Origin of the sequence: Microbacterium lemovicicum (assembly GCF_003991875.1) — a bacterium.
GTDB lineage: Bacteria > Actinomycetota > Actinomycetes > Actinomycetales > Microbacteriaceae > Microbacterium > Microbacterium lemovicicum.
The window spans coordinates 2,440,527-2,459,254 of record NZ_CP031423.1; the positions used below are offsets into that span (position 1 = coordinate 2,440,527).

Genomic DNA, 18,728 nt, shown 5'->3' on the forward strand with positions numbered 1-18,728 from the left:
GACGATCACGAGCTTCTTGCCCGTCGACGCTTTCTGTGGCACTGGTGGTCCCTTCTTCGTTGCACACCATACACACCGCACACTGTGAATCAGGCCGCGCGGCTGCGGCGGCTCGGCGCGGCGGAATGCGTCGCCCTCACGACGGCGGAGGCCCCGCACGCGCCGTCGCGGAGGCCGGGAGCCGGAGGAAGGACGACGAGACCTCGACCGTCGCGATGAGCCCGTCGAGGCTGCAGGAGACGATCTCGGCGCCGGTCGCCGAGGCCACTTCGGCCGCCCGGTCGCACGGGATGCCGGTGATCGCACCGGACGCCGCGTCGGCCGCCGCGAGGGCGGCGGCATCGGCGATTCCGGCCAGCTGCTGACCGAACGCGGCCGCCGCTCCCGCCGTGACGAGGGCGGCGGCGACGGTCGCTCCGCACACGGCGATGCCGAGCGACAGCAGGGTCCCCGCCATCAGCGGCCGCCGTCCAGCGCGCAGGAGCCGGCTGTCAGCGTGACCGGAATGATGCCCGCACCGGCCGTCGCCGTGACGCAGATCAGATCGCCGCGGGTGCTCACCGCGACGGTGCCGCCCACCTCTGCGACGGGCTGCGCGATGCGACCGGGGTCTTCGCCGCGCGAGGCGAGACGCGCCGCATCGGCCGCCGCGTCCTGCAGCCGGACCTGCATGGCGCAGGCGCCGAGCGCCGACGAGGCCAGCAGGACGACGAGCACGACCGCGGGGAGGGCGACGGCGAATTCCGCCGCCACCGCTCCCCTGTCGCCGGCGACCGTCCGGAGCACGGTGGACGCGAGGGCCCGCCCGCGTCCGATGACATGCGGCGCCGCCCGGGCGGTCACGCGACGGTGAGTGCGCGGCGGACCAGATCCGTCAGGATGCCGCGCACCTCGTCGCTGCGCATGATGATGACGAGCAGCCCGGCGAAGGCCACCGCCGCCATCGTGGCGATGGCGTATTCGGCCGTGGCGGCACCGGTCTCGTCGCCGAAGAGAGCGGCCGCGCGCCGGCTGCTCAGGGCCGGGAGACGGTTCTCTCCGCGTGATGCGAGCGGTGCAGGCGAGGCGTTCCGCCGCCGGGTCGATCGGTACCACGGTGCGGTCGGGATGTGGATGGTGGACATGCGTGCTCTTTCTCTGGAAGGGATGGGTGGGTGGACACGTCGGGGTCACAGCGAGAGGGATGTCGAGGAGAGGACGCTCAGCAGCATCGGAGCCACGCCGAGCAGCAGGAACGCCGGCAGGGTGCACACGCCGAGAGGAAGAAGGAGTCGGGACGACAGCGCCGCGGCACGAAGGCGTCCGTCGGTGCGGGCTCGATGGCGGGAGAGGGTCGCCGATGCCCGCAGCAGCTCGACGGCGGGCACGCCCGCCGTCCGGGACAGTGTCAGCACCGTCTCCATGGCGCCGTCGGGCTCGCGCCCGGTGGCCGTCGCGACGATGCTCCGTGCCCGGTCGATGGACGCTCCCCCGCTGAGCCCGATCGCCACGAGCTCGGCGTCGATCCCGGGGACCCCGCTGCTCCGTCGGGCCGTGACCACCAGCGCACGCGTCCAGCGGTGGGCGGCGAAGATCAGGCACACGCCGCCGATGAGGCAGCCGATGCCGATCGGGTTGGTCATGAGCACCCGCAGCGTGTCGAAGCCGAGGGCGATCCCGAGCCCGACCGCCACGAGAGGCAGCCACGACATGAGCCGGGCCGTGCCCGCCGGCTCGGCGAGCGCGACACGCACCTCGTCGGCGGCCTCTCCGGCGTCGCGGAGAGCCGCGGCGATGGAGCGCAGGCTCAGTGCGAGCGGTGCGCCGACCGTGGACGCGACGTGCCAGGCGGCCCCCACCTCGCGCCAATCGTCGCCGCGGGCAGCGACGGCGACGGGGAGGGCGACGCCCCGCGTCACGTCCGCCACGACCGCACGAGCCGTCTCGTCGCCGCTGTCCGCGAGGTGCTGCCAGGCGCGGCCGGGGGCGATGCCCGCCTGCAGCAGCACTGCGAGCTGCAGCACGACCTCCGCCGCCGCGCCGTCGACGCCGACCGGGCGACCGCGTCGCCATCGCCCGGACCGCGCCGTGCGCAGGGACGCCGACGCGCGCGCCGTCATGACAGCTCCTCGACCCTGACGGCCAGCCGATCGCGGTCATCCATCGTCGGCCGCCCGATGCCGGAGACGATCCGCCGTCCGGTGCCGTCGCGGGCGACGTGGATGACCCAGTGGATCGCGCTCACGACCTGGCGGGCGAGGGCGACCGCGTCGAGGCCGGCGAGGGCGCCGAGGGCCTCCAGCCGAGCCGGCACGTCGTCGAGTCCATTCGCATGCACCGTGCCGGCGCCGCCGTCATGCCCGGTGTTGAGCGCGGACAGCAGTTCGCGCACCTCGTCGCCGCGGCATTCCCCGACGACGAGCCGGTCGGGCCGCATCCGCAGCGCCTCCCGCACCAGACGGGCCAGTCCGATCGCACCCACGCCCTCGAGGTTGGGCTGACGCGCCTCGAGTCGCACGTGGTGCGGATGGTCGATGCGCAGCTCTGCGACGTCTTCGATCGTGACGATCCGCTCCTGGGCGGGAGCGGATGCGAGGAGCGCGGCGAGCAGGGTCGTCTTGCCCGCGCCGGCGGCTCCGGTGATGAGCACGTTCTCCCGCCGTTCGACGATCTCGCGCAGCCGCGCGCCGGTCGCCGTGGAGAACATGCCGCGGCGTTCGAGCCGGTCGAGATCGGCGGCGCCGAGGCGCGGCACCCGGATGGAGATCGCGGTCCCCTCTGCCGACACCGGCGGGAGGACCGCATGGACGCGCATGCCGCCGTCGAGCCGGACATCCACGCACGGGGTGGCGTCGTCGATGTGCCGGCCGCCCAGCGCGATCAGGGCGACCGCGAGCGCGCGCACCTCTTCTTCTCCGGCGCGCCACGCCTGCTGACGGACGGGTCCGTGACCCCGGTCGACGAAGAGCCCGGCGCCCCCGTTGACGAACAGGTCGGTGACGAGGTCATCGTCGAGGTAGCGACCGAGCGGCTCCAGCGCGGCGGGCCGGTCGACGGCGACCCGAAGCGGGACCTCCGGCTTCGGCTCCGTGGCGGCCGGTACGAACGCGGGTGCACGCGGGCTGTCCGGCGATGCCGTGTTCGGCTGCTGCGCGACCGCCGGCTCCGTCGGAGCCATTCCGGGCCGCGCAGCTGCCACCGTCGAACGGTCCTTGAGAGCCCCGTCACGGGCCGCGTCCCGCCGTCCCGCCGCCTGACGGCCGACCATCGGCGCGGCGGCGGCCCTCGGCGTGACGACGAACGGCTCGGACATGCCACGACGGTAGGCCGCAGCATCCGTCGGTCATCGAGCGCGGAAGCCGATTGGAGGACTGTCCGCACAAGCCCCCGCATGGGGAGGACGTCCGCACCGAACAGCGTGAAGAAGATAAGAGAAGGGCGGCATCCCATGGGGGGAATGGGATGCCGCCTCGTGCAGCGCCCCAGGGGGGTTGGGGGCTGCGATGCCAGAATCGAAGTTCGGCCGGACCTGAGCATACGCAAGGCTCTGCGCCCATTCAAACGCATCCACCGGTTCTCACCGATATATCGGCAGTGTCGCAAAATGAACCACGGATGCTCCATTGAGCGACAGAGTCCACCCCGCGGATGCGGAACGTGTCGGCCCACACGATCCACCAACTAACGGAGGTAGCGCCGACGGTGCCCCGATGGCTGAATGGTGCTGTCGCGTCGGCCTCTCCGGACGGCGCGAATGACAGACGCACGGCCCGCAAAGGAGCGCCGCATGAGCAGCAACATCGACCACCTTCTCACCGAGACGCGGCGCTTCGCGCCCGAGCCGGCCTTCGCCGCCGACGCGGTCGGCACCGCCGACCTCTACGCCCGCGCCGCCGAGGACCGTCTCGGGTTCTGGGGCGACCAGGCGCGCGAGCTGCTGCACTGGCACACGCCGTTCACCGAGGTTCTCGACTGGTCGAACCCGCCGTTCGCCTCCTGGTACGGCGACGGGGAGCTCAACGTCGCCTACAACTGCCTCGACCGTCACGTCGAGGCGGGCGACGGCGATCGGGTCGCGCTGCTGTGGGAGGGCGAGAACGGCGATGAGCGCCGGGTCACGTACGCCGAGCTGACCGATGAGGTCAAGCGCGTCGCGACCGTCCTGGAGGGCCTCGGCATCGGCGCGGGAGACCGCGTCGCCATCTACCTTCCGATGATCCCGGAGGCCGTGGCATCCATGCTTGCCGTCGCACGCATCGGCGCCATCCACTCGGTCGTCTTCGGCGGCTTCTCGGCCGACAGCCTGCGCGCGCGGATCGACGACGCCGGCGCCAAGCTCGTCATCACCGCCGACGGCGGCTACCGCAAGGGGAAGGTGTCGGCGCTGAAGCCCGCCGTCGACCAGGCCCTCGCCGACCGCAACGGCTCCGGCGTGCAGGAGAGCGTCGAGCACGTGCTGGTCGTGCGCCGCGGCGGCAACGAGGTGGAATGGACCGAGGGTCGCGACCTCTGGTGGCACGAGGCGGTGGCGGCGGCATCCGCCGATCACGAGGCTCAGCCGTTCCCGTCGGAGAACCCGCTCTTCATCCTCTACACGTCAGGAACCACGGGGAAGCCGAAGGGCATCCTCCACACCTCCGGCGGCTACCTGACGCAGGCGGCCTTCACGAACCGCGTCGTGCACGACGTCCACCCCGAGACCGACGTCTACTGGTGCACGGCCGACATCGGCTGGGTCACCGGCCACACCTACGTCACCTATGGCCCGCTGGCCAACGGCGCCACCCAGGTGCTCTACGAGGGCACGCCCGACACCCCGCATCCGGGTCGGTGGTGGGAGATCATCCAGAAGTACGGCGTCTCCATCTTCTATACGGCGCCCACGGCGATCCGGTCGTTCATGAAGATCGGCCGCGACGTGCCCGGCGGCTTCGACCTGTCGTCCTTGCGCCTCCTCGGCTCGGTCGGAGAGCCCATCAACCCGGAGGCGTGGATGTGGTACCGCGGCGTCATCGGCCACGACAGCACACCGATCATCGACACGTGGTGGCAGACCGAGACGGGCGCGATCATGATCTCGGCACTGCCCGGCGTGACCGAGACGAAGCCCGGATCGGCGCAGGTTCCCATCCCCGGCATCTCCATCGACGTGGTGGATGACGCGGGTGAGCCCGTGGGCGAGGGCAACGGCGGACTGCTCGTGGTCACCGAACCGTGGCCGTCGATGCTCCGCGGCATCTGGGGCGACCCCGAACGCTACGTCGAGACGTACTGGGAGAAGTTCGCCGCCCAGGGGTACTACTTCGCCGGCGACGGCGCGCGGCTGGACGACGACGGCGACGTCTGGCTGCTCGGACGCGTGGACGACGTCATGAACGTCTCGGGTCACCGTCTGTCCACGGCCGAGATCGAGTCGGCCCTCGTCGCGCACGAGGCGACCGCGGAAGCCGCCGTCGTCGGAGCGTCGGACGAGACCACCGGCCAGGCCGTCGCCGCGTTCGTCATCATCAAGCAGAGCTACCTGAAGGCGCACTCGCCCGAGGGCCTGGCCCAGACGCTGCGGCAGTGGGTCGGCGAGCAGATCGGCCCGATCGCCCGCCCCCGCGACGTCTACATCGTCGAGGAGCTGCCCAAGACCCGCTCCGGCAAGATCATGCGTCGCCTCCTGCGCGACGTCGCCGAGGGCCGGGAGGTCGGCGACACGACGACGCTGGCCGACACCGCGGTGATGAGCGTCATCTCGGCGCAGGTGCGCTGACGACGACGGATGCCGCGGCCCTGGGTCGCGGCATCCGTCACCCGCGCCCGCACGCCCGCACGCCCGGCCTCCCATCGCCGAGACTGCATCGGGCCGTCGAGACGTAGGGTGAGCCCCTCTGTCTGGACGGCCGGGTGCAGTTTCGCGGTCACCGGCCGGGCGGGGCGGGCACGAAGGGGGGTCAGGCGAAGGAGAAGATGACCTCGACCTCGACGGGGCTGTCGAGCGGCAGCACCGGAACGCCGACGGCCGAGCGGGCGTGGCGGCCCTCGTCGCCGAAGATCTCACCGAGGAGGTCGCTGGCGCCGTTGATGACTCCGGGCTGTCCGCTGAACTCGGGGACGGATGCCACGAAGCCGGTCACCTTCACCACACCGGTCAGCCGGTCGACGTCTCCGACGGCCGCCGCAGCAGCGGCGATCGCGTTCAGCGCGCAGAGGCGGGCGTACTCGCGGGCGTCGGACGGAGCCACCAGGCGGTGTCCGTCGCCGACCTTGCCGGTCGCGGGAAGCGCGCCGGAGACGAGCGGCAGCTGTCCGGCGGTGAAGACGAGATCGCCGTGCACCTTCGCGGGCACGTAGGAGCCGGCGGGTGTGGCGACGACCGGCAGGTCGATGCCCAGTGCGGCGAGACGGTCGGAGTTGCTCATCGTGCGGTCCTCACTGTCCGTCGAACTGGCGCGCGGCCTGAGCCGCAGCATCCAGTCCCGCGTTCTGCCGGGTGTCGTCTCCGCCGACGGGGCGCTTGAGGTAGGCAACGAGGCCGCCCTCGGGACCCTGGACCACCTGGACCAGCTCCCACCCCTGCTTGCCCCAGTTGTTGAGGATGGCGGCGGTGTTGTGAATGAGCAGGGGCGTGGTGAGGTACTCCCACGTCGTCATCTGGACTCCTCGGCGTGGCGGGCGGTCGACGGAAAGGGCGGCTGATCTGGGAAGACGGTGACGCACGACCGTGTCCGGCCGCGCGTTCTCAAGGCTTCCCCCAGCTAACTCCCTTACGATCAGCCTATGCCTGATACCAAACGGACGGCCACCGGTGTGCTCGGCGGCATCGCCGGCCTCGTCGGCCTCAGCACGGTCGCCGGAGTGCTCATCGCGGCCACGGTGACCCCCGCGATCGCCGTGTCGGGCGCGGCGGCGTCGAGCGCCATCACGATGTTCGACAACCTGCCCAGCATCCTCGACATCGAGGACCTCCAGCTGCCGACCACGTTCTGGTACACCGACCCCGACGGCAACCAGCAGGTCCTCGCGCAGTTCTACGACCAGAACCGCTCCCCCGTCGGCTTCGACGGCGTCGCGCCGGTGATGTACGACTCGATCCTCTCCAGCGAGGACCCGCGCTACTACCAGCACGGCGGCATCGACCTCATCGGCACCTCGCGCGCCCTGCTGCAGAACGCCCGCGGCGGCGGCGAGACCCAGGGCGGATCCTCGATCAGCCAGCAGTACGTCAAGAACATCCTCGTCCAGAACTGCGAGTCCAACGCGCAGGCCACCGAGACCCTCTCGCGCGATCAGGTGCTCGCGAACTGCTTCACCGACGCGACCAACGCCACCGGCGCAGAGGGCATCCAGCGCAAGCTGCAGGAGATGCGCTACGCCATCGCCCTCGAGCAGAAGTACTCCAAGACGGAGATCCTTCTCGGCTATCTGAACATCGCCAACTTCGGCGGGACGACGTACGGCATCGACGCCGCGGCGCGCCACTACTTCGGCGTCGCCGCGAAGGACCTCAGCCTCGCTCAGGCCGCGACCCTCGCCGGGATCGTGCAGAATCCGAACACGTACCGCATCGACAAAGCCGGCGGCTCGATCTCCGGCAACGACGGCACCCTGTTCAACAAGGCGCCGGACGGATCCATCGACGACGTCGATCTGCGGTCGATCTCCGGGCTCACTGCACTCCTGGACGACGGCACCATCACCCAGGAGCAGTATCTGGCGGCGGCCGACGGCTACAGCGCGACGAAGAGCCGGCAGCTCTACGTGCTCAGCCGCCTGCTCGACGACGGCAAGATCACCCGCGACGCCTACGTCGCTGCGGCGATCGAACCGATCACCCCCAACATCCAGCCCGCCAACACCGGCTGCATCACGGCGCAGGGTTCCGCCTACTTCTGCCAGTACGTGAAGTCGATCATCAAGACGGATCCCGCCTTCGGCGAGACGCAGGAGGACCGCGACAAGGCCCTCCAGCGCGGTGGTCTGAACGTGTATACGACGATCGACATGCGTGTGCAGTGGCCCGCTGAGCAGATCATGAAGGACCGCGCCCCGTCCTCGGTCGAGGGCATGAAGTTCGGTGCGACGTCGGTGAGCCTCGAGGCCTCCACAGGGCGCATCCTGTCGATCACCCAGAACACCTCCTTCAACGAGACCGCCGCGGCCGAGACCGATCCCAACCTCACGTCGATCGTCTACGCCGGAACGCTGAAGAACGGCAACTCGCGAGGCTTCGGCGCGGGGTCGACGTTCAAGATCTTCACGCTCGTCGACTGGCTCGAGAAGGGTCATTCCCTCAACGAGCGCGTCGACGGCCGCTATCGCGTGATCGACAAGATCCCGAACAGCTGCACCGGCGACTGGATCAACTACACGGATGAGAAGGTCCTGAACTTCGACAAGGCGCCCGGCTACTACGGCACGCCCATGCAGTTCACGCGCGACTCGCTCAACTCGGGCTACCTCGCCATGGCCTCGGAGCTCGACCTCTGCGACATCGGCAAGGTGGCCAACAAGATGGGCGTCACCAACGCCGACGGCACCGACCTCAACATGGGCGTCGCGACCTCGGTGATCGGCATCCAGTACGTCTCGCCCATGGCGATGGCGGGCGCCTACGCGACCGTGGCCAACAACGGCGTCTACTGCCAGCCGAAGGCCATCGACCGCATCGTCGACAAGGACGGCAACGAGAAGCCGCTCCCCGCCACCACGTGCACCCAGGTGATCGATCCGAAGGTGGCCGCGGCCGCGTCATCCGCGCTCCAGGGCGTCATGCAGCGCGGCGGCACGGGCAGCCAGGCGAACCCCGGCGACGGCACGCCGCTGCTGGGCAAGACCGGCACGCACGAGCAGTGGAACACCTGGATGATCGAGTCCAGCAACAAGGTCGCGACGGCCACCTGGGTCGGAAACTCCGAGGGCACCGCGGACGTTTTTGCTCGGTCCTACAAGGGAACGAAGCTCTCCCAGCTCCGCTTCGGCATCGCCGAGGGCGTGCAGAGCGTCGTCGACTCGATCTACGGCGGCGACGACTTCCCGGATGTGGACTCGAGCTTCACCCGCCAGCGGTTCGACGACCTGCCGAACGTGATCGGCCAGTCCATCGACCAGGCGACCTCGACGCTGCGCAACGCCGGCTTCGACGTCACCGTGGGTGACGCGATCGACTCGGCGGAGCCGGAGGGCACCATCGCGGCGCAGGAGCCGGGAGCCGGACGCGCGGTGGCAGGCTCGAACATCACGATCAGCCCCAGCAACGGCCAGGGCGCCACCGTGCCCGGCGTGACCGGGGAGCTGCAGAAGGCGGTGAGCGACCTGCGCTCCGCGGGCTTCGGCAACGTCCAACCCGGCACATGCACCGTCGATCCGAACGCCGAGGGCAACAAGAAGATCGCCACGGGCACGAACCCGGCCAGCGGCACGGCGGTCAGCAAGAGCGCCGCCATCACGGTCGACTACTCGTCGAAGACCTGTCCGTGACCCGGGGCGGTCGAGGACACGCGCCCCGACCCGCCCGCTCCCTGCTGACCGCCACGGCGGCGCTGGGAGCGGCGGGCGCGGCCGCGGGCATCTGGGGCGTCGGCATCGAGCGGCACCTCTTCACCACCCGCGTGCACTCGCTGCACGTGCTGCCCCGTGGTGCACGACCGCTCCGCGTGCTGCACCTCTCCGACGCGCACATGGCCCCGTGGCAGCGACGCAAGCAGCGATGGATCGCCGGCCTCGCCGCCTACCGTCCCGACCTCGTCATCAACACCGGCGACAACCTCGGGCACCGCGACGGGCTGAAGGGCATCCGTGCCGCATTCGATCCGTTCCGCGGCGTTCCCGGATTCTTCGTGCACGGGTCCAACGACACGGCTGCGCCCGCTCCGCGCAACCCCTTCCTCTACTTCACCGGTCCGTCGGGAGCCGTCCACAAGCCGGAGCCTCTCGACACTCCTGCGCTGGATTCGTACCTGACCGACGACCTCGGCTGGACGGACCTCAACAACGCCGCCAGCACCGTCTCCGTCGGCGACCTGTCGGTCGCGGGCTTCGGCGTGAACGACGCCCACCGCGACTGGGACGACCTCGACGCCCTCCCCGCCCTGGTGCGCGCACTGCCCGACACGGACCTTCACCTCGGCGTGACGCACGCGCCGTACCGCCGCGTGCTCGACTCCTTCACCGACCTGGGCGCCGACGTGCTCTTCGGCGGGCACACGCACGGCGGGCAGGTGCGCATCCCCGGCTACGGCGCCATCGTCGCCAACTGCGACATCCCGCTGAAGCAGGCGCGCGGTCTCAGCGAGTGGTCGCACGACGGTCGCACGGTGCCGCTGAACGTCAGCGCCGGCCTCGGCCACTCGATCTATGCGCCGGTGCGTTTCGCCTGCCGGCCGGAGGCCTCCGTCATCACCCTGCTCCCCCGCCGATGAGGTCTCGGATGCGGCGCCGGTTCGGCGCACGCCCTTGGATCGGGTAGACTCGGGGGGTTGCCACGGGGTGTGGCGCAGCTTGGTAGCGCGCGTCGTTCGGGACGACGAGGCCGCAGGTTCAAATCCTGTCACCCCGACAGCACAGAGGCTCCACCCGGCACATCCGGGTGGAGCCTTTTCCACAGGAGCCTCGACTCGACGAACGGGAACATCGTGCCGGACACCGCCTCACTGCCCTCGTACGATCCGTCCGCCGGCGCCACTCCGCCGAAGCTGGTCGCGTTCGACCTCGACGACACCCTGGCGCCGTCGAAGACCGCGATCAACGCCCGCATCGGCGAGCAGCTCATCGCCCTGGCCGAGCGCGTCGAGGTGGCGATCATCTCCGGCGGCCAGATCGTGCAGTTCCGCACGCAGGTGATCGACAGGCTGCCGGATGCCGCGGCATCCGTCCTCGCGCATGTGCACCTGATGCCCACCTGCGGCACGCAGTACTACCGTCATGACGGCACCTCGTTCGAGGTCGTCTACGCCAACGTCCTCGAGGAGGACGAGAAGGCGAAGGCCCTGGCCGCCGTCGAGGAGGAGGCCCGGCGCCTCGGCCTCTGGGAGGCGGAGCCGTGGGGCGACATCCTCGAGGACCGCGGCTCGCAGATCACGTTCTCGGCGCTCGGTCAGAACGCCCCGCTCGAGGCGAAGACCGCCTGGGATCCGGCGGGCGGGAAGAAGTCCGCGCTGCGCGAGGCCGTCGCCGCCCGTCTTCCGGGACTCGAGGTGCGCTCCGGCGGATCGACGTCGGTCGACATCACCCACCAGGGCATCGACAAGGCCTACGGCATGGAGAAGCTCGCCGCCGCCACCGGCGTCGCGCTCGACGAGATGCTGTTCGTCGGCGACCGCCTCGACGTCGACGGCAACGACTACCCCGTGCTGGCGATGGGCGTCACCTGTCACGCGGTGCACGGGTGGGAGCAGACCGCCGACTTCCTGGACGCGCTGCTCCCGACCCTGCCGTCGCGGGGCTGACGCCAGGTCAGGCGGTCTCCCGGGCACTGTCGCGCGGACGGGGCACCATCCGCACGAGCTGCGTGACGTGCCGCGGCTCGAGCTCCTCGAGCGAGGCCACGCCGAGCAGCGTCATCGTGCGCTCGATCTCGCTGCGGAGGATCTCGATCGTGCGATCGACGCCCTGACGACCGCCGGCCATGAGGCCGTAGAGATAGGCGCGGCCGATCAGCGTGAACTTCGCGCCGAGCGCGATCGACGCGACGATGTCGGCGCCGTTCATGATGCCCGTGTCGACCATCACGGTGGCGTCCGAGCCCACCTCGCGGACCACCTCGGGCAGGAGGTGGAACGGGACCGGGGCGCGGTCGAGCTGCCGGCCGCCGTGGTTGGAGAGGATGATCCCGTCCACGCCCTCGTCGACGAGGCGTGCCGCGTCGGTGACGTTCTGCACGCCCTTCACGACGATCTTGCCCGGCCAGAGCGAGCGGATGACCCCCAGGTCGTCATAGCTGATGGTCGGGTCCATCGCGGCGTTCAGCAGCTCGCCCACCGTGCCGCCCGTGGTGGACAGCGAGGCGAACTCGAGCTTCGGCGTGGTGAGGAAGTCGTACCACCACCACGGACGCGGGATGGCGTTGACGATCGTGCCGACGGTCAGCTGCGGCGGGATCGAGAAGCCGTTGCGCTTGTCGCGGAGCCGCGCGCCGGCGATCGGGGTGTCGACGGTGAACTGCAGGGTGTCGAAGCCCGCCTGCGCCGCACGCTCGACCAGACCGTAGGAGATGTCGCGGTCGCGCATGACGTACAGCTGGAACCAGTTGCGACCGTGGGGGTTGGCGCGCTTCACGTCTTCGATCGAGGTCGTGCCGAGCGTCGACAGCGTGAAGGGGATGCCGGCGGCGGCCGCCGCGCCGGCGCCGGCGCTCTCGCCCTCGGTCTGCATGAGCCGGGTGAAGCCGGTCGGCGCGATGCCGAAGGGCAATGCGCTGAGTCCGCCGAGGATCTGCGTCGAAGTGTCGACGACGGCCGCCGGGCGCAGGATGTCGGGGTGGAACTCGACGTCCTCGAAGGCCTGGCGGGCGCGGGTGATCGAGAGCTCGCCCTCGGCCGCGCCGTCGGTGTAGTCGAACGCGGCCTTCGGCGTGCGCCGCTTGGCGATCGCGCGCAGGTCGCTGATCGTGAGCGCGGCGTCGAGCCGGCGCTTGCGCGCATCGAGCTCGGGCTTCTTGAACTGCATGAGCTCGAGGAGCTCAGTGACCTTGGGCAGCTGTCGGGTGACCATCGTCGGTCCTTTCATGGATGGGTCGGCATGCGCCGGAGAGGTGAGGGCGCGCGTCCGCCGGAGAGGTGGGGTCAGGAGGAGCCGCCGAGGGCGGCCTGGGCGTAGTAGCCGCTGATGTGCTCCTCGACGAGGGTGCGGGCCCGCTCGGGATCGCCCGCGTCGATCGCGTCGAGGATCCCGCGGTGCTCGTGGCGCAGGCGGGTGGCGGCAGCATCCCAATCGGGGATCCGGGCGGCGCCGTCCTGCACGTAGGACTCGATCGAGGTGCGGAGCCCTGCCATCATCGCGGCGATGACGACGTTGCCCGACGCGTCGGCCAGCGCGAGGTGGAGCTGCGCGTCGAGCACGAGGAACTCGGCGGGCGTCAGAGCCGCCGCATCCATCGCGTCCGCGACATCGCGCGCGGTCTCGATGGAACGGTCGGGATCGGCCGCGAGCGCGCTGACCACGGCGGCCTCGAGAACCAGCCTCGTGCGCACGACGTCGTCGAGCGGGAAGCCGTGCGCCGCCACCTGGAGGCGCAGCAGCGCGGCCATGCCGCCGCGCGGCGTGGCGACGATGATCGCGCCGGACGTCGGACCGGATCCCGTCCCGGTGCGGATGAGGCCCATGACCTCGAGCACTCGGAGCGCCTCGCGCACGCTCGACCGCCCCACCCCGAGGGTCGCGGCGAGCTCGCGCTCGGGCGGAAGGCGGTCGCCCGGGGAGAGAACGCCCTCGAGCAGCTGCGTCTCGATGCGCTCCAGCACGGCGCGCCAGGCGCGGGCCGTGGTCGGCGCGGCGTCATCGATCGCGGTCACGGTGCCTCCCTGCTCGCCCTCGTGGTCTGACCACAGTAGCGTGTGGTCAGACCACAGGCAAGCGCCCGCAGGAAGGGTTCCTCAGCTCGCCAGGCGTCCGCCGGACTCGCGGAGGTAGCACTCCCCGCACAGCGACTCGTAGGTGACCTCGGCGCCGTCGATCGCCACCTGGTCGCCGTCGAAGACGAAGTGCCCGTCCACGAGCCGGCCGTTGAACAGGGCCTTCCGGCCGCAGCGGCAGATCGTCTTGAGCTCCTCGAGCGCGTGGGCGACGTCCATGAGCCGTCGCGACCCGGGAAACGCCTCGGTGCGGAAGTCGGTGCGGATGCCGTACGCGAGCACGGGGATGTCGTCGAGCACGGCGACGCGGAAGAGGTCGTCGACCTGCGAGGCCGTGAGGAACTGCGCCTCGTCGACGAGGAGGCACGACACCTCGGCGGGGCCGCTGCTGAGTCCGGCGAGCTCGTCGTGGGTGTAGCGGATCCTGGCCTGGTGCTCGGCGAAGAGACCGCGCGCATCGTCGTCGGCGCCGATGAGGAAGTCGACCGGACGGGTCATCCCGAGACGGCTGGAGATCTGCCCCGCGCCCTTGGTGTCGATGCGCGGCTTGGCCAGGAGGACCCGCTGGCCGCGCTCCTCGTAGTTGTACGCGGCCTGGAGGAGGGCGGTGGATTTGCCCGAGTTCATCGCTCCGTAGCGGAAGTACAGTTTGGCCACCCGCCGAGTCTACGGAACAGGATGCTGCACGCCGCCGTCGCGGGTCAGTCGTCGTCGGAGGCGCCCTGCGCGCGCAGGGCGACGTCGTCGAGGATGGGCAGGTCGGCGCGGGTGATGACCTGCGAGGTCACCGCGTACTCCACCAGCCGTGCGCGGCGATTGGTGGCCAGCTTCCCCGCACCGCCGCGGAGCCCCTGGACCCCCATGCGGTCGAGCTTGTCGCAGACGTTGTCGAGCTTGCGGTTGAACTTGCTCATCGTCCATCCGAGCCGTCGTGCGGCGTCGCTCGAGGAGGGGAGCTCGTTCATGCTCACGCCCTCCCGGCGCAGCATCGGCTCGGCGAGGGCGACCATGAGCTGCCGCTGCAAGGGGGTGAAGCTCACCGGCATGACGGTCGTCTCGCCGCTCATCGACTCCTGCACCTGACGGGAGACCTCGTAGGGCGCCTGCTCGGTGTGCAGGCTGAGCTCGTACGTCACCGGACCGGCGGTGAAGACGATGACGCTGCGCTCGAAGACGAGGGGCATGCGGGCACCCGGTGACAGCCAGGACTGCACGGCACCGCCGGCGCTGGAGATCGTCGCGGCGAGCCGCACTCCGACGTTGGAGATCCACCACAGGCCGTCGCGGTGCTGCAGCTCGAGGAAGTGCCGGTGCAGGTACGGGTTGTCGTCGACCTCGAGGTCGCCCTCGCGTCCGATGATGAACGGCCGGTCGACGGGGAGGTCGTGCCACTCCCCCGCGAACTCGAGGCGCAACGGCGCGACGCCGCCCGCCTCGTCTTCGTCGACGCGTCCGGTCTCCGTCGCAGCATTCACATCAGTCACGTCGTGCCCCCGCCGATCATCCTGCCACGGGGCGCTGTGCTCGGACGGCGGACGGCGCCGTCAGGGGCGAGGTTCGGACGAAGCTCGTCGCGCATCCGATCGACGGTGGCGTCAGAGGCGGATCCGTCGCTCGTCCCGCAGGAAGGTCGAGAACTCAGCGCTGTCCGTGAGCGGATCAGCGTGGATCAGAAGAACTCGAGATACGACCAGCGCCACGACAGGGCGTACAGTGCCTCAGCGCTCAGCCCGGGCCAGATCTTCTCGAACTCGGCGCTGAAGAGGATCGACTTGTTCTGGTTTCCGAACGCTTCCCGCGGGATGTGCAGGGTGTCGCTGGCTGCGACGATCGCCTTCACCTGCGCGAGGAGAGCCTCCGGATCGGGCGCATCCAGAGCGAGCACGGCTGCGTCATCCGCCCCCGGCGTGCGGCGGGACCCGTATCCCACGTAGGCGATGATGGCGGCCGTGAGCTGGTCGAGCTCACCGTCAACGGACGAAGACATCCACGATCCTTCCGGTCTGCGCATCGATCATCGTAACCGAGCTGATTCCACCGTTCTGCGCGAGGGTCGGGAACTCGCATTCGTTCCACACGGACTGGGCGCGGACGTCCCCGACGTAGGCTCGCACGTCGCCCGACGCGTTCTGCGCGAGCTGAGTGGAGACCTCTCGCCAGGTCGCACCGGTCGACGCCTCGTTCCAGTCGGACGGCATCCGATCGGTCATGCCCTGCCGGTCCAGGAGCTGCTCCAGCGTCTCACCGTGGGTGGAGTTGGTGAGGTTCTGCGCACCGAGCTGGGTCCCGTCCGTGATCGGATTCCCGTCTGCGTCGAGGATCCGCCCTGACCAGAAGGTCGCATCGTTCGGCCCCGTGCGCGTGTCGATCGCGTTGACGAGGTCCCAATCGACCAGATCAGGATCCTGAGCCTGCGGATCGGGCAGTTCCGGGAAAGGCCTCGGCGTCGGCGCGTTGCCGTCGACGTGCCCATCGCCCGGCCGGTGTCCTGTCGGACCGCCCGAGCCTCCTGAGGGCATGTCGGGTCTGTCCGTGAAGGTGTCCTGGGCGCGGACCTGGCGGACGACGTCGTCGAGATGCGTGTTGACGTTGTCGGTGACCTGATGGAGCTTGTCCTTGCTGTGCGCCATCCCCTTCAGCACAGCGTCCTTCAGCTCACGGATGACCGGCTTGATCGCCGACATCAGGCATCCCCGCCGAAATCGAGAGCCGAGAACTCCGCGTAGAAGTTCGACGTCACGGTCTGGATGTCGGAGCCGTGCAGCTTCAGCGTCGCCTGCGCCTCCTCCAGCGCTGCGAGATCCGCGTAGAACTCATCCGAATCGCCCGCCGTCGCCTCCACCACCGGCGCATCGAGGATCGCGTCCACAACCGCCGGCAGCTGCTCCGCCATCGGCTCGATCGCCATCGGCAGCAGCTGATTCAGCAGCTGCTCCACCGCGATGTCGACCGCCGCGTTCAACAGCTTCTTCTTGATCAGGAGCATCGGTCCCGCGCCCAGTGCCGAGATCGGATTCGTCAGCATCGCCACCAGCGCGATCATCGTCGAGGTCACATCGACGATCACCTTGATCTTCAGCGCCAGGATCGCCTCCGCACCGACGTCCATCGCCACCGCCGCAGGAGGCATGATGTCGATCAGCTTCTGCAGGTTCTGCGACCGGTTCGCGTTCCACGCCCCCAGCGTCGCGGGCCCCGTCTGGCCGCGCATCGCCGCCGACACATCCCCGTTCATCCGCGAATCGACCGCCTGGATGGCCGCCTCCAGATCCGTCCCGAGATTGCGGACCAGCACCGCGCCCTTGCGGACCTCGTCCTCATCGATATCCGGCCACTCGAAGCCCAGCTTCTCCATCACCCAGACAAGCTCATTCGGCAACATCATCCCCACGGCTGCACCTCCACATCCACGACCTTAGAAGCACGGCCGACGGCGCACGATGGGGACCACTCCCCACCACCGTCTCCGTCACAGCGACGCAGCCGGCTCACGGCACGACCGCCCATTGGGCCACGTCCCACGTGAGCGGGGCCGCGTTGCCGTCGCGGGGCGTCACGCCGGTGACAGCGGTGTCGGTCACCGTGATCACCGGATTCACGGCGATGGGCAGCGCCACGGCGGCGCGGACGATCGACGCCTCGATCTGAGCGCGCACGTCGCGCGCGGCGTAGACGTCGGTGGTCTGGGCGAGCTGTGTCATGAGCGCGTCGCGCTCGGCGTCCGCGACGCCCACCAGCGGAGAGGAGCCGCCCGTGCCCCACTGGGCGGCGATGTCGCCGGCGCTCTGCGGGATCGGCACGCGCGTGATCACCGCATCCCAGCCGTTCTGGCCGACCGCCGCATCGACATCGTCGCTGCCGCAGTCGATCGCGCTCCAGCCGGCCTCCCGCGCGGCGTCGCGGAGGCCGGCGAAGGCGCCGGCGGCGAACTCGCTGCGGCGGTCGAAGAGCACGCACACCGGGGTTCCGGCGGCGACGCCCGCCGCCGTGCGCTCGCCCGCGGCGTCGTCGGCCCCGGTGAGGGCGGCGTCGAAGCCGGAGTCCTCGGTCGCGATGTCGTAGGCGCGCGTGCCGGGAGCGGTGAGCATCGACGACGAGCTGGTGTAGCTCGACGCCCAGTCGCCGCCGCCGCGTTCGATCAGCGTCCGCGCCGGGATCGCCCGGAGGAACGCCGCGCGCGCCGCAGGCGTGGCGAAGAGACCGGCCGGCCGCAGGAGCAGCGCCCACACGGTGCCGTCGTGGGTGGTGGCGATCGGCACGTCCCGTCGCTCGAGGGCGTCTAGCGGGGCGGCGTTCGCGGCAACCGGTGCGACCTGCGCGACGTCGAGGCGACCGCCGATCTCCCCGACCGGATCGGCCCCCGCGGGCACGAGTTCGATGGTCGCCACCTTCGGCGCCACGGGACCGCGATACGACGCGTTGGGCACGAGCGTCACGCTCTGCCCCTCCGCGTCGCGCTGGACCGAATCGACCCGGAACGGCCCGCTCGACAGCAGCAGGTCACTCTCCGGCTCGCCCTCCTCCGGCACGACGAACGCGTCGTGCCAGACGTCGATCAACGGTGCGATCGCCGCGGGGTCCCGGTTGCGGATCGCCTTCAGGAGCGCCTGCTTGGCCTCCATCGGGTCGTCCTGGCCGAAGGCGCGCGCGGCCACGACATGTGCCGGGACCGCCACGTCGATGTGCTGCTGCCAGTCGGAGATCGGCTGCGGGTACGTCACGTCGATCGATCGGGCGAACTCGTCGACCACGGGGACCGCGACATCCGCTCCCGCATCCGTCGATCCGGTACCCGCGGCATCCCGTGTCAGGAGTCCGGATGCTGCGGCCCACCCCAGCAGCAGATCCGCGGCGTCGAGCGGGATGCCGTCCGACCAGGTCGGCTCGGCGAGGTCGTAGCGGACCGTGAACGGGCTCTCGCTGACGATCGTGACGGTGCCGAAGGTGGGATCGGGCACGTACTCCCCGGCGACGACGCGTCCGAAGCCGGCGCGGGTGGCGGCGGCGACATCCACGTTGCCGGACGTCGGATCCGCGGCCGCGTTCGTGGAGGTCAGCTCGCCGCTCCACCCCGCCGTCACCGTCGTGCCGGGGACGACCGTCTCGGGAAGACCCGGTGCGCAGGCCGCCAGCCCCAGCACGAGGACGGCGCTCAGCAGCACAGCCGTCAGACGGCGCGGCGCGTTCATGGGC

Annotated in this window: 19 protein-coding genes and 1 tRNA gene; 5 read left to right on the forward strand and 15 right to left on the reverse strand. The window is 70.4% G+C overall.

Annotated features, from left to right (window positions below; translation table 11 throughout):
- Positions 1–136: 136 nt before the first annotated feature.
- The 5 genes from CVS47_RS11485 to CVS47_RS11505 form a co-directional block, all read right to left on the reverse strand.
- Positions 137–457, reverse strand: coding sequence for an Rv3654c family TadE-like protein (locus CVS47_RS11485; protein ID WP_127096204.1), 321 nt, complete (start codon positions 455–457; stop codon positions 137–139).
- A complete protein-coding gene (locus CVS47_RS11490; protein WP_241240130.1) occupies positions 457–843 on the reverse strand; it encodes a TadE family type IV pilus minor pilin in 387 nt (128 codons plus the stop codon). The genes CVS47_RS11485 and CVS47_RS11490 overlap by 1 nt, the downstream gene beginning before the upstream one ends.
- Positions 840–1,019 carry a DUF4244 domain-containing protein gene (locus CVS47_RS11495; RefSeq protein WP_127097331.1) on the reverse strand — a complete coding sequence of 60 codons (180 nt, stop codon included), beginning with the start codon at positions 1,017–1,019 and terminating at the stop codon, positions 840–842. The genes CVS47_RS11490 and CVS47_RS11495 overlap by 4 nt, the downstream gene beginning before the upstream one ends.
- A gap of 150 nt (positions 1,020–1,169) precedes the next feature.
- Entirely contained in the window at positions 1,170–2,099 is a 930-nt protein-coding gene (locus CVS47_RS11500) for a type II secretion system F family protein (RefSeq protein ID WP_127096205.1), read from the reverse strand.
- Positions 2,096–3,292, reverse strand: coding sequence for a TadA family conjugal transfer-associated ATPase (locus CVS47_RS11505; protein ID WP_241240131.1), 1,197 nt, complete (start codon positions 3,290–3,292; stop codon positions 2,096–2,098). The genes CVS47_RS11500 and CVS47_RS11505 overlap by 4 nt, the downstream gene beginning before the upstream one ends.
- A gap of 474 nt (positions 3,293–3,766) precedes the next feature.
- On the opposite strand from CVS47_RS11505, the gene acs reads away from it, so the two are divergent.
- Positions 3,767–5,737 (forward strand): acetate--CoA ligase, encoded by a 1,971-nt coding sequence (gene acs / locus CVS47_RS11510; RefSeq protein ID WP_127096206.1) that lies wholly within the window; start codon positions 3,767–3,769, stop codon positions 5,735–5,737.
- A gap of 181 nt (positions 5,738–5,918) precedes the next feature.
- Here the strand turns inward: acs and CVS47_RS11515 are convergent, their stop codons facing one another.
- Together CVS47_RS11515 and CVS47_RS11520 are read right to left on the reverse strand one after the other, a co-directional pair.
- Positions 5,919–6,386: a RidA family protein gene (locus CVS47_RS11515; RefSeq protein ID WP_127096207.1), complete on the reverse strand. Its 468-nt coding sequence runs from the start codon at positions 6,384–6,386 to the stop codon at positions 5,919–5,921.
- A 10-nt stretch (positions 6,387–6,396) separates the two neighbouring features.
- The gene (locus tag CVS47_RS11520) at positions 6,397–6,618 is read right to left on the reverse strand and encodes a Sp36 family protein (RefSeq protein ID WP_127096208.1); all 222 of its coding nucleotides are present in this window, start codon (positions 6,616–6,618) and stop codon (positions 6,397–6,399) included.
- A 126-nt stretch (positions 6,619–6,744) separates the two neighbouring features.
- Here CVS47_RS11520 and CVS47_RS11525 point away from each other — a divergent pair, with 126 nt between their 5' ends.
- The 4 genes from CVS47_RS11525 to CVS47_RS11540 all read left to right on the forward strand — a co-directional run bounded on the left by CVS47_RS11525 (position 6,745) and on the right by CVS47_RS11540 (position 11,411).
- Complete coding sequence (locus CVS47_RS11525; protein ID WP_127096209.1) at positions 6,745–9,444, forward strand: transglycosylase domain-containing protein; 2,700 nt, start codon at positions 6,745–6,747, stop codon at positions 9,442–9,444.
- The gene (locus tag CVS47_RS11530; RefSeq protein WP_127096210.1) at positions 9,441–10,385 is read left to right on the forward strand and encodes a metallophosphoesterase; all 945 of its coding nucleotides are present in this window, start codon (positions 9,441–9,443) and stop codon (positions 10,383–10,385) included. Before CVS47_RS11525 ends, CVS47_RS11530 begins: the two co-directional genes overlap by 4 nt.
- Before the next feature lie 63 nt (positions 10,386–10,448).
- Positions 10,449–10,522 (forward strand) — tRNA-Pro (locus CVS47_RS11535).
- Between the two features lie 76 nt (positions 10,523–10,598).
- Positions 10,599–11,411 (forward strand): HAD-IIB family hydrolase, encoded by an 813-nt coding sequence (locus CVS47_RS11540; RefSeq protein ID WP_164734645.1) that lies wholly within the window; start codon positions 10,599–10,601, stop codon positions 11,409–11,411.
- 7 nt (positions 11,412–11,418) lie between these two features.
- Here the strand turns inward: CVS47_RS11540 and CVS47_RS11545 are convergent, their stop codons facing one another.
- The 8 genes from CVS47_RS11545 to CVS47_RS11580 form a co-directional block, all read right to left on the reverse strand.
- Positions 11,419–12,675 carry an alpha-hydroxy acid oxidase gene (locus CVS47_RS11545; RefSeq protein ID WP_127096212.1) on the reverse strand — a complete coding sequence of 419 codons (1,257 nt, stop codon included), beginning with the start codon at positions 12,673–12,675 and terminating at the stop codon, positions 11,419–11,421.
- Positions 12,676–12,746: 71 nt separating this feature from the next.
- Positions 12,747–13,466, reverse strand: coding sequence for a FadR/GntR family transcriptional regulator (locus CVS47_RS11550; protein ID WP_127097333.1), 720 nt, complete (start codon positions 13,464–13,466; stop codon positions 12,747–12,749).
- A 90-nt stretch (positions 13,467–13,556) separates the two neighbouring features.
- Entirely contained in the window at positions 13,557–14,192 is a 636-nt protein-coding gene (locus tag CVS47_RS11555) for a thymidine kinase (RefSeq protein ID WP_127096213.1), read from the reverse strand.
- Positions 14,193–14,236: 44 nt separating this feature from the next.
- On the reverse strand, positions 14,237–15,010 hold the full coding sequence (locus CVS47_RS11560; protein WP_241240352.1) for an FHA domain-containing protein: 774 nt from the start codon (positions 15,008–15,010) through the stop codon (positions 14,237–14,239).
- Between the two features lie 194 nt (positions 15,011–15,204).
- Positions 15,205–15,522, reverse strand: a complete 318-nt coding sequence (locus CVS47_RS11565) for a hypothetical protein (RefSeq protein WP_127096214.1) — start codon at positions 15,520–15,522, stop codon at positions 15,205–15,207.
- Positions 15,506–16,219 carry a hypothetical protein gene (locus CVS47_RS11570; protein WP_127096215.1) on the reverse strand — a complete coding sequence of 238 codons (714 nt, stop codon included), beginning with the start codon at positions 16,217–16,219 and terminating at the stop codon, positions 15,506–15,508. The genes CVS47_RS11565 and CVS47_RS11570 overlap by 17 nt, the downstream gene beginning before the upstream one ends.
- The gene (locus CVS47_RS11575; RefSeq protein ID WP_127097335.1) at positions 16,219–16,920 is read right to left on the reverse strand and encodes a WXG100-like domain-containing protein; all 702 of its coding nucleotides are present in this window, start codon (positions 16,918–16,920) and stop codon (positions 16,219–16,221) included. The genes CVS47_RS11570 and CVS47_RS11575 overlap by 1 nt, the downstream gene beginning before the upstream one ends.
- A 103-nt stretch (positions 16,921–17,023) precedes the next feature.
- Positions 17,024–18,724: an ABC transporter substrate-binding protein gene (locus tag CVS47_RS11580; RefSeq protein ID WP_127096216.1), complete on the reverse strand. Its 1,701-nt coding sequence runs from the start codon at positions 18,722–18,724 to the stop codon at positions 17,024–17,026.
- Positions 18,725–18,728 lie beyond the last annotated feature (4 nt).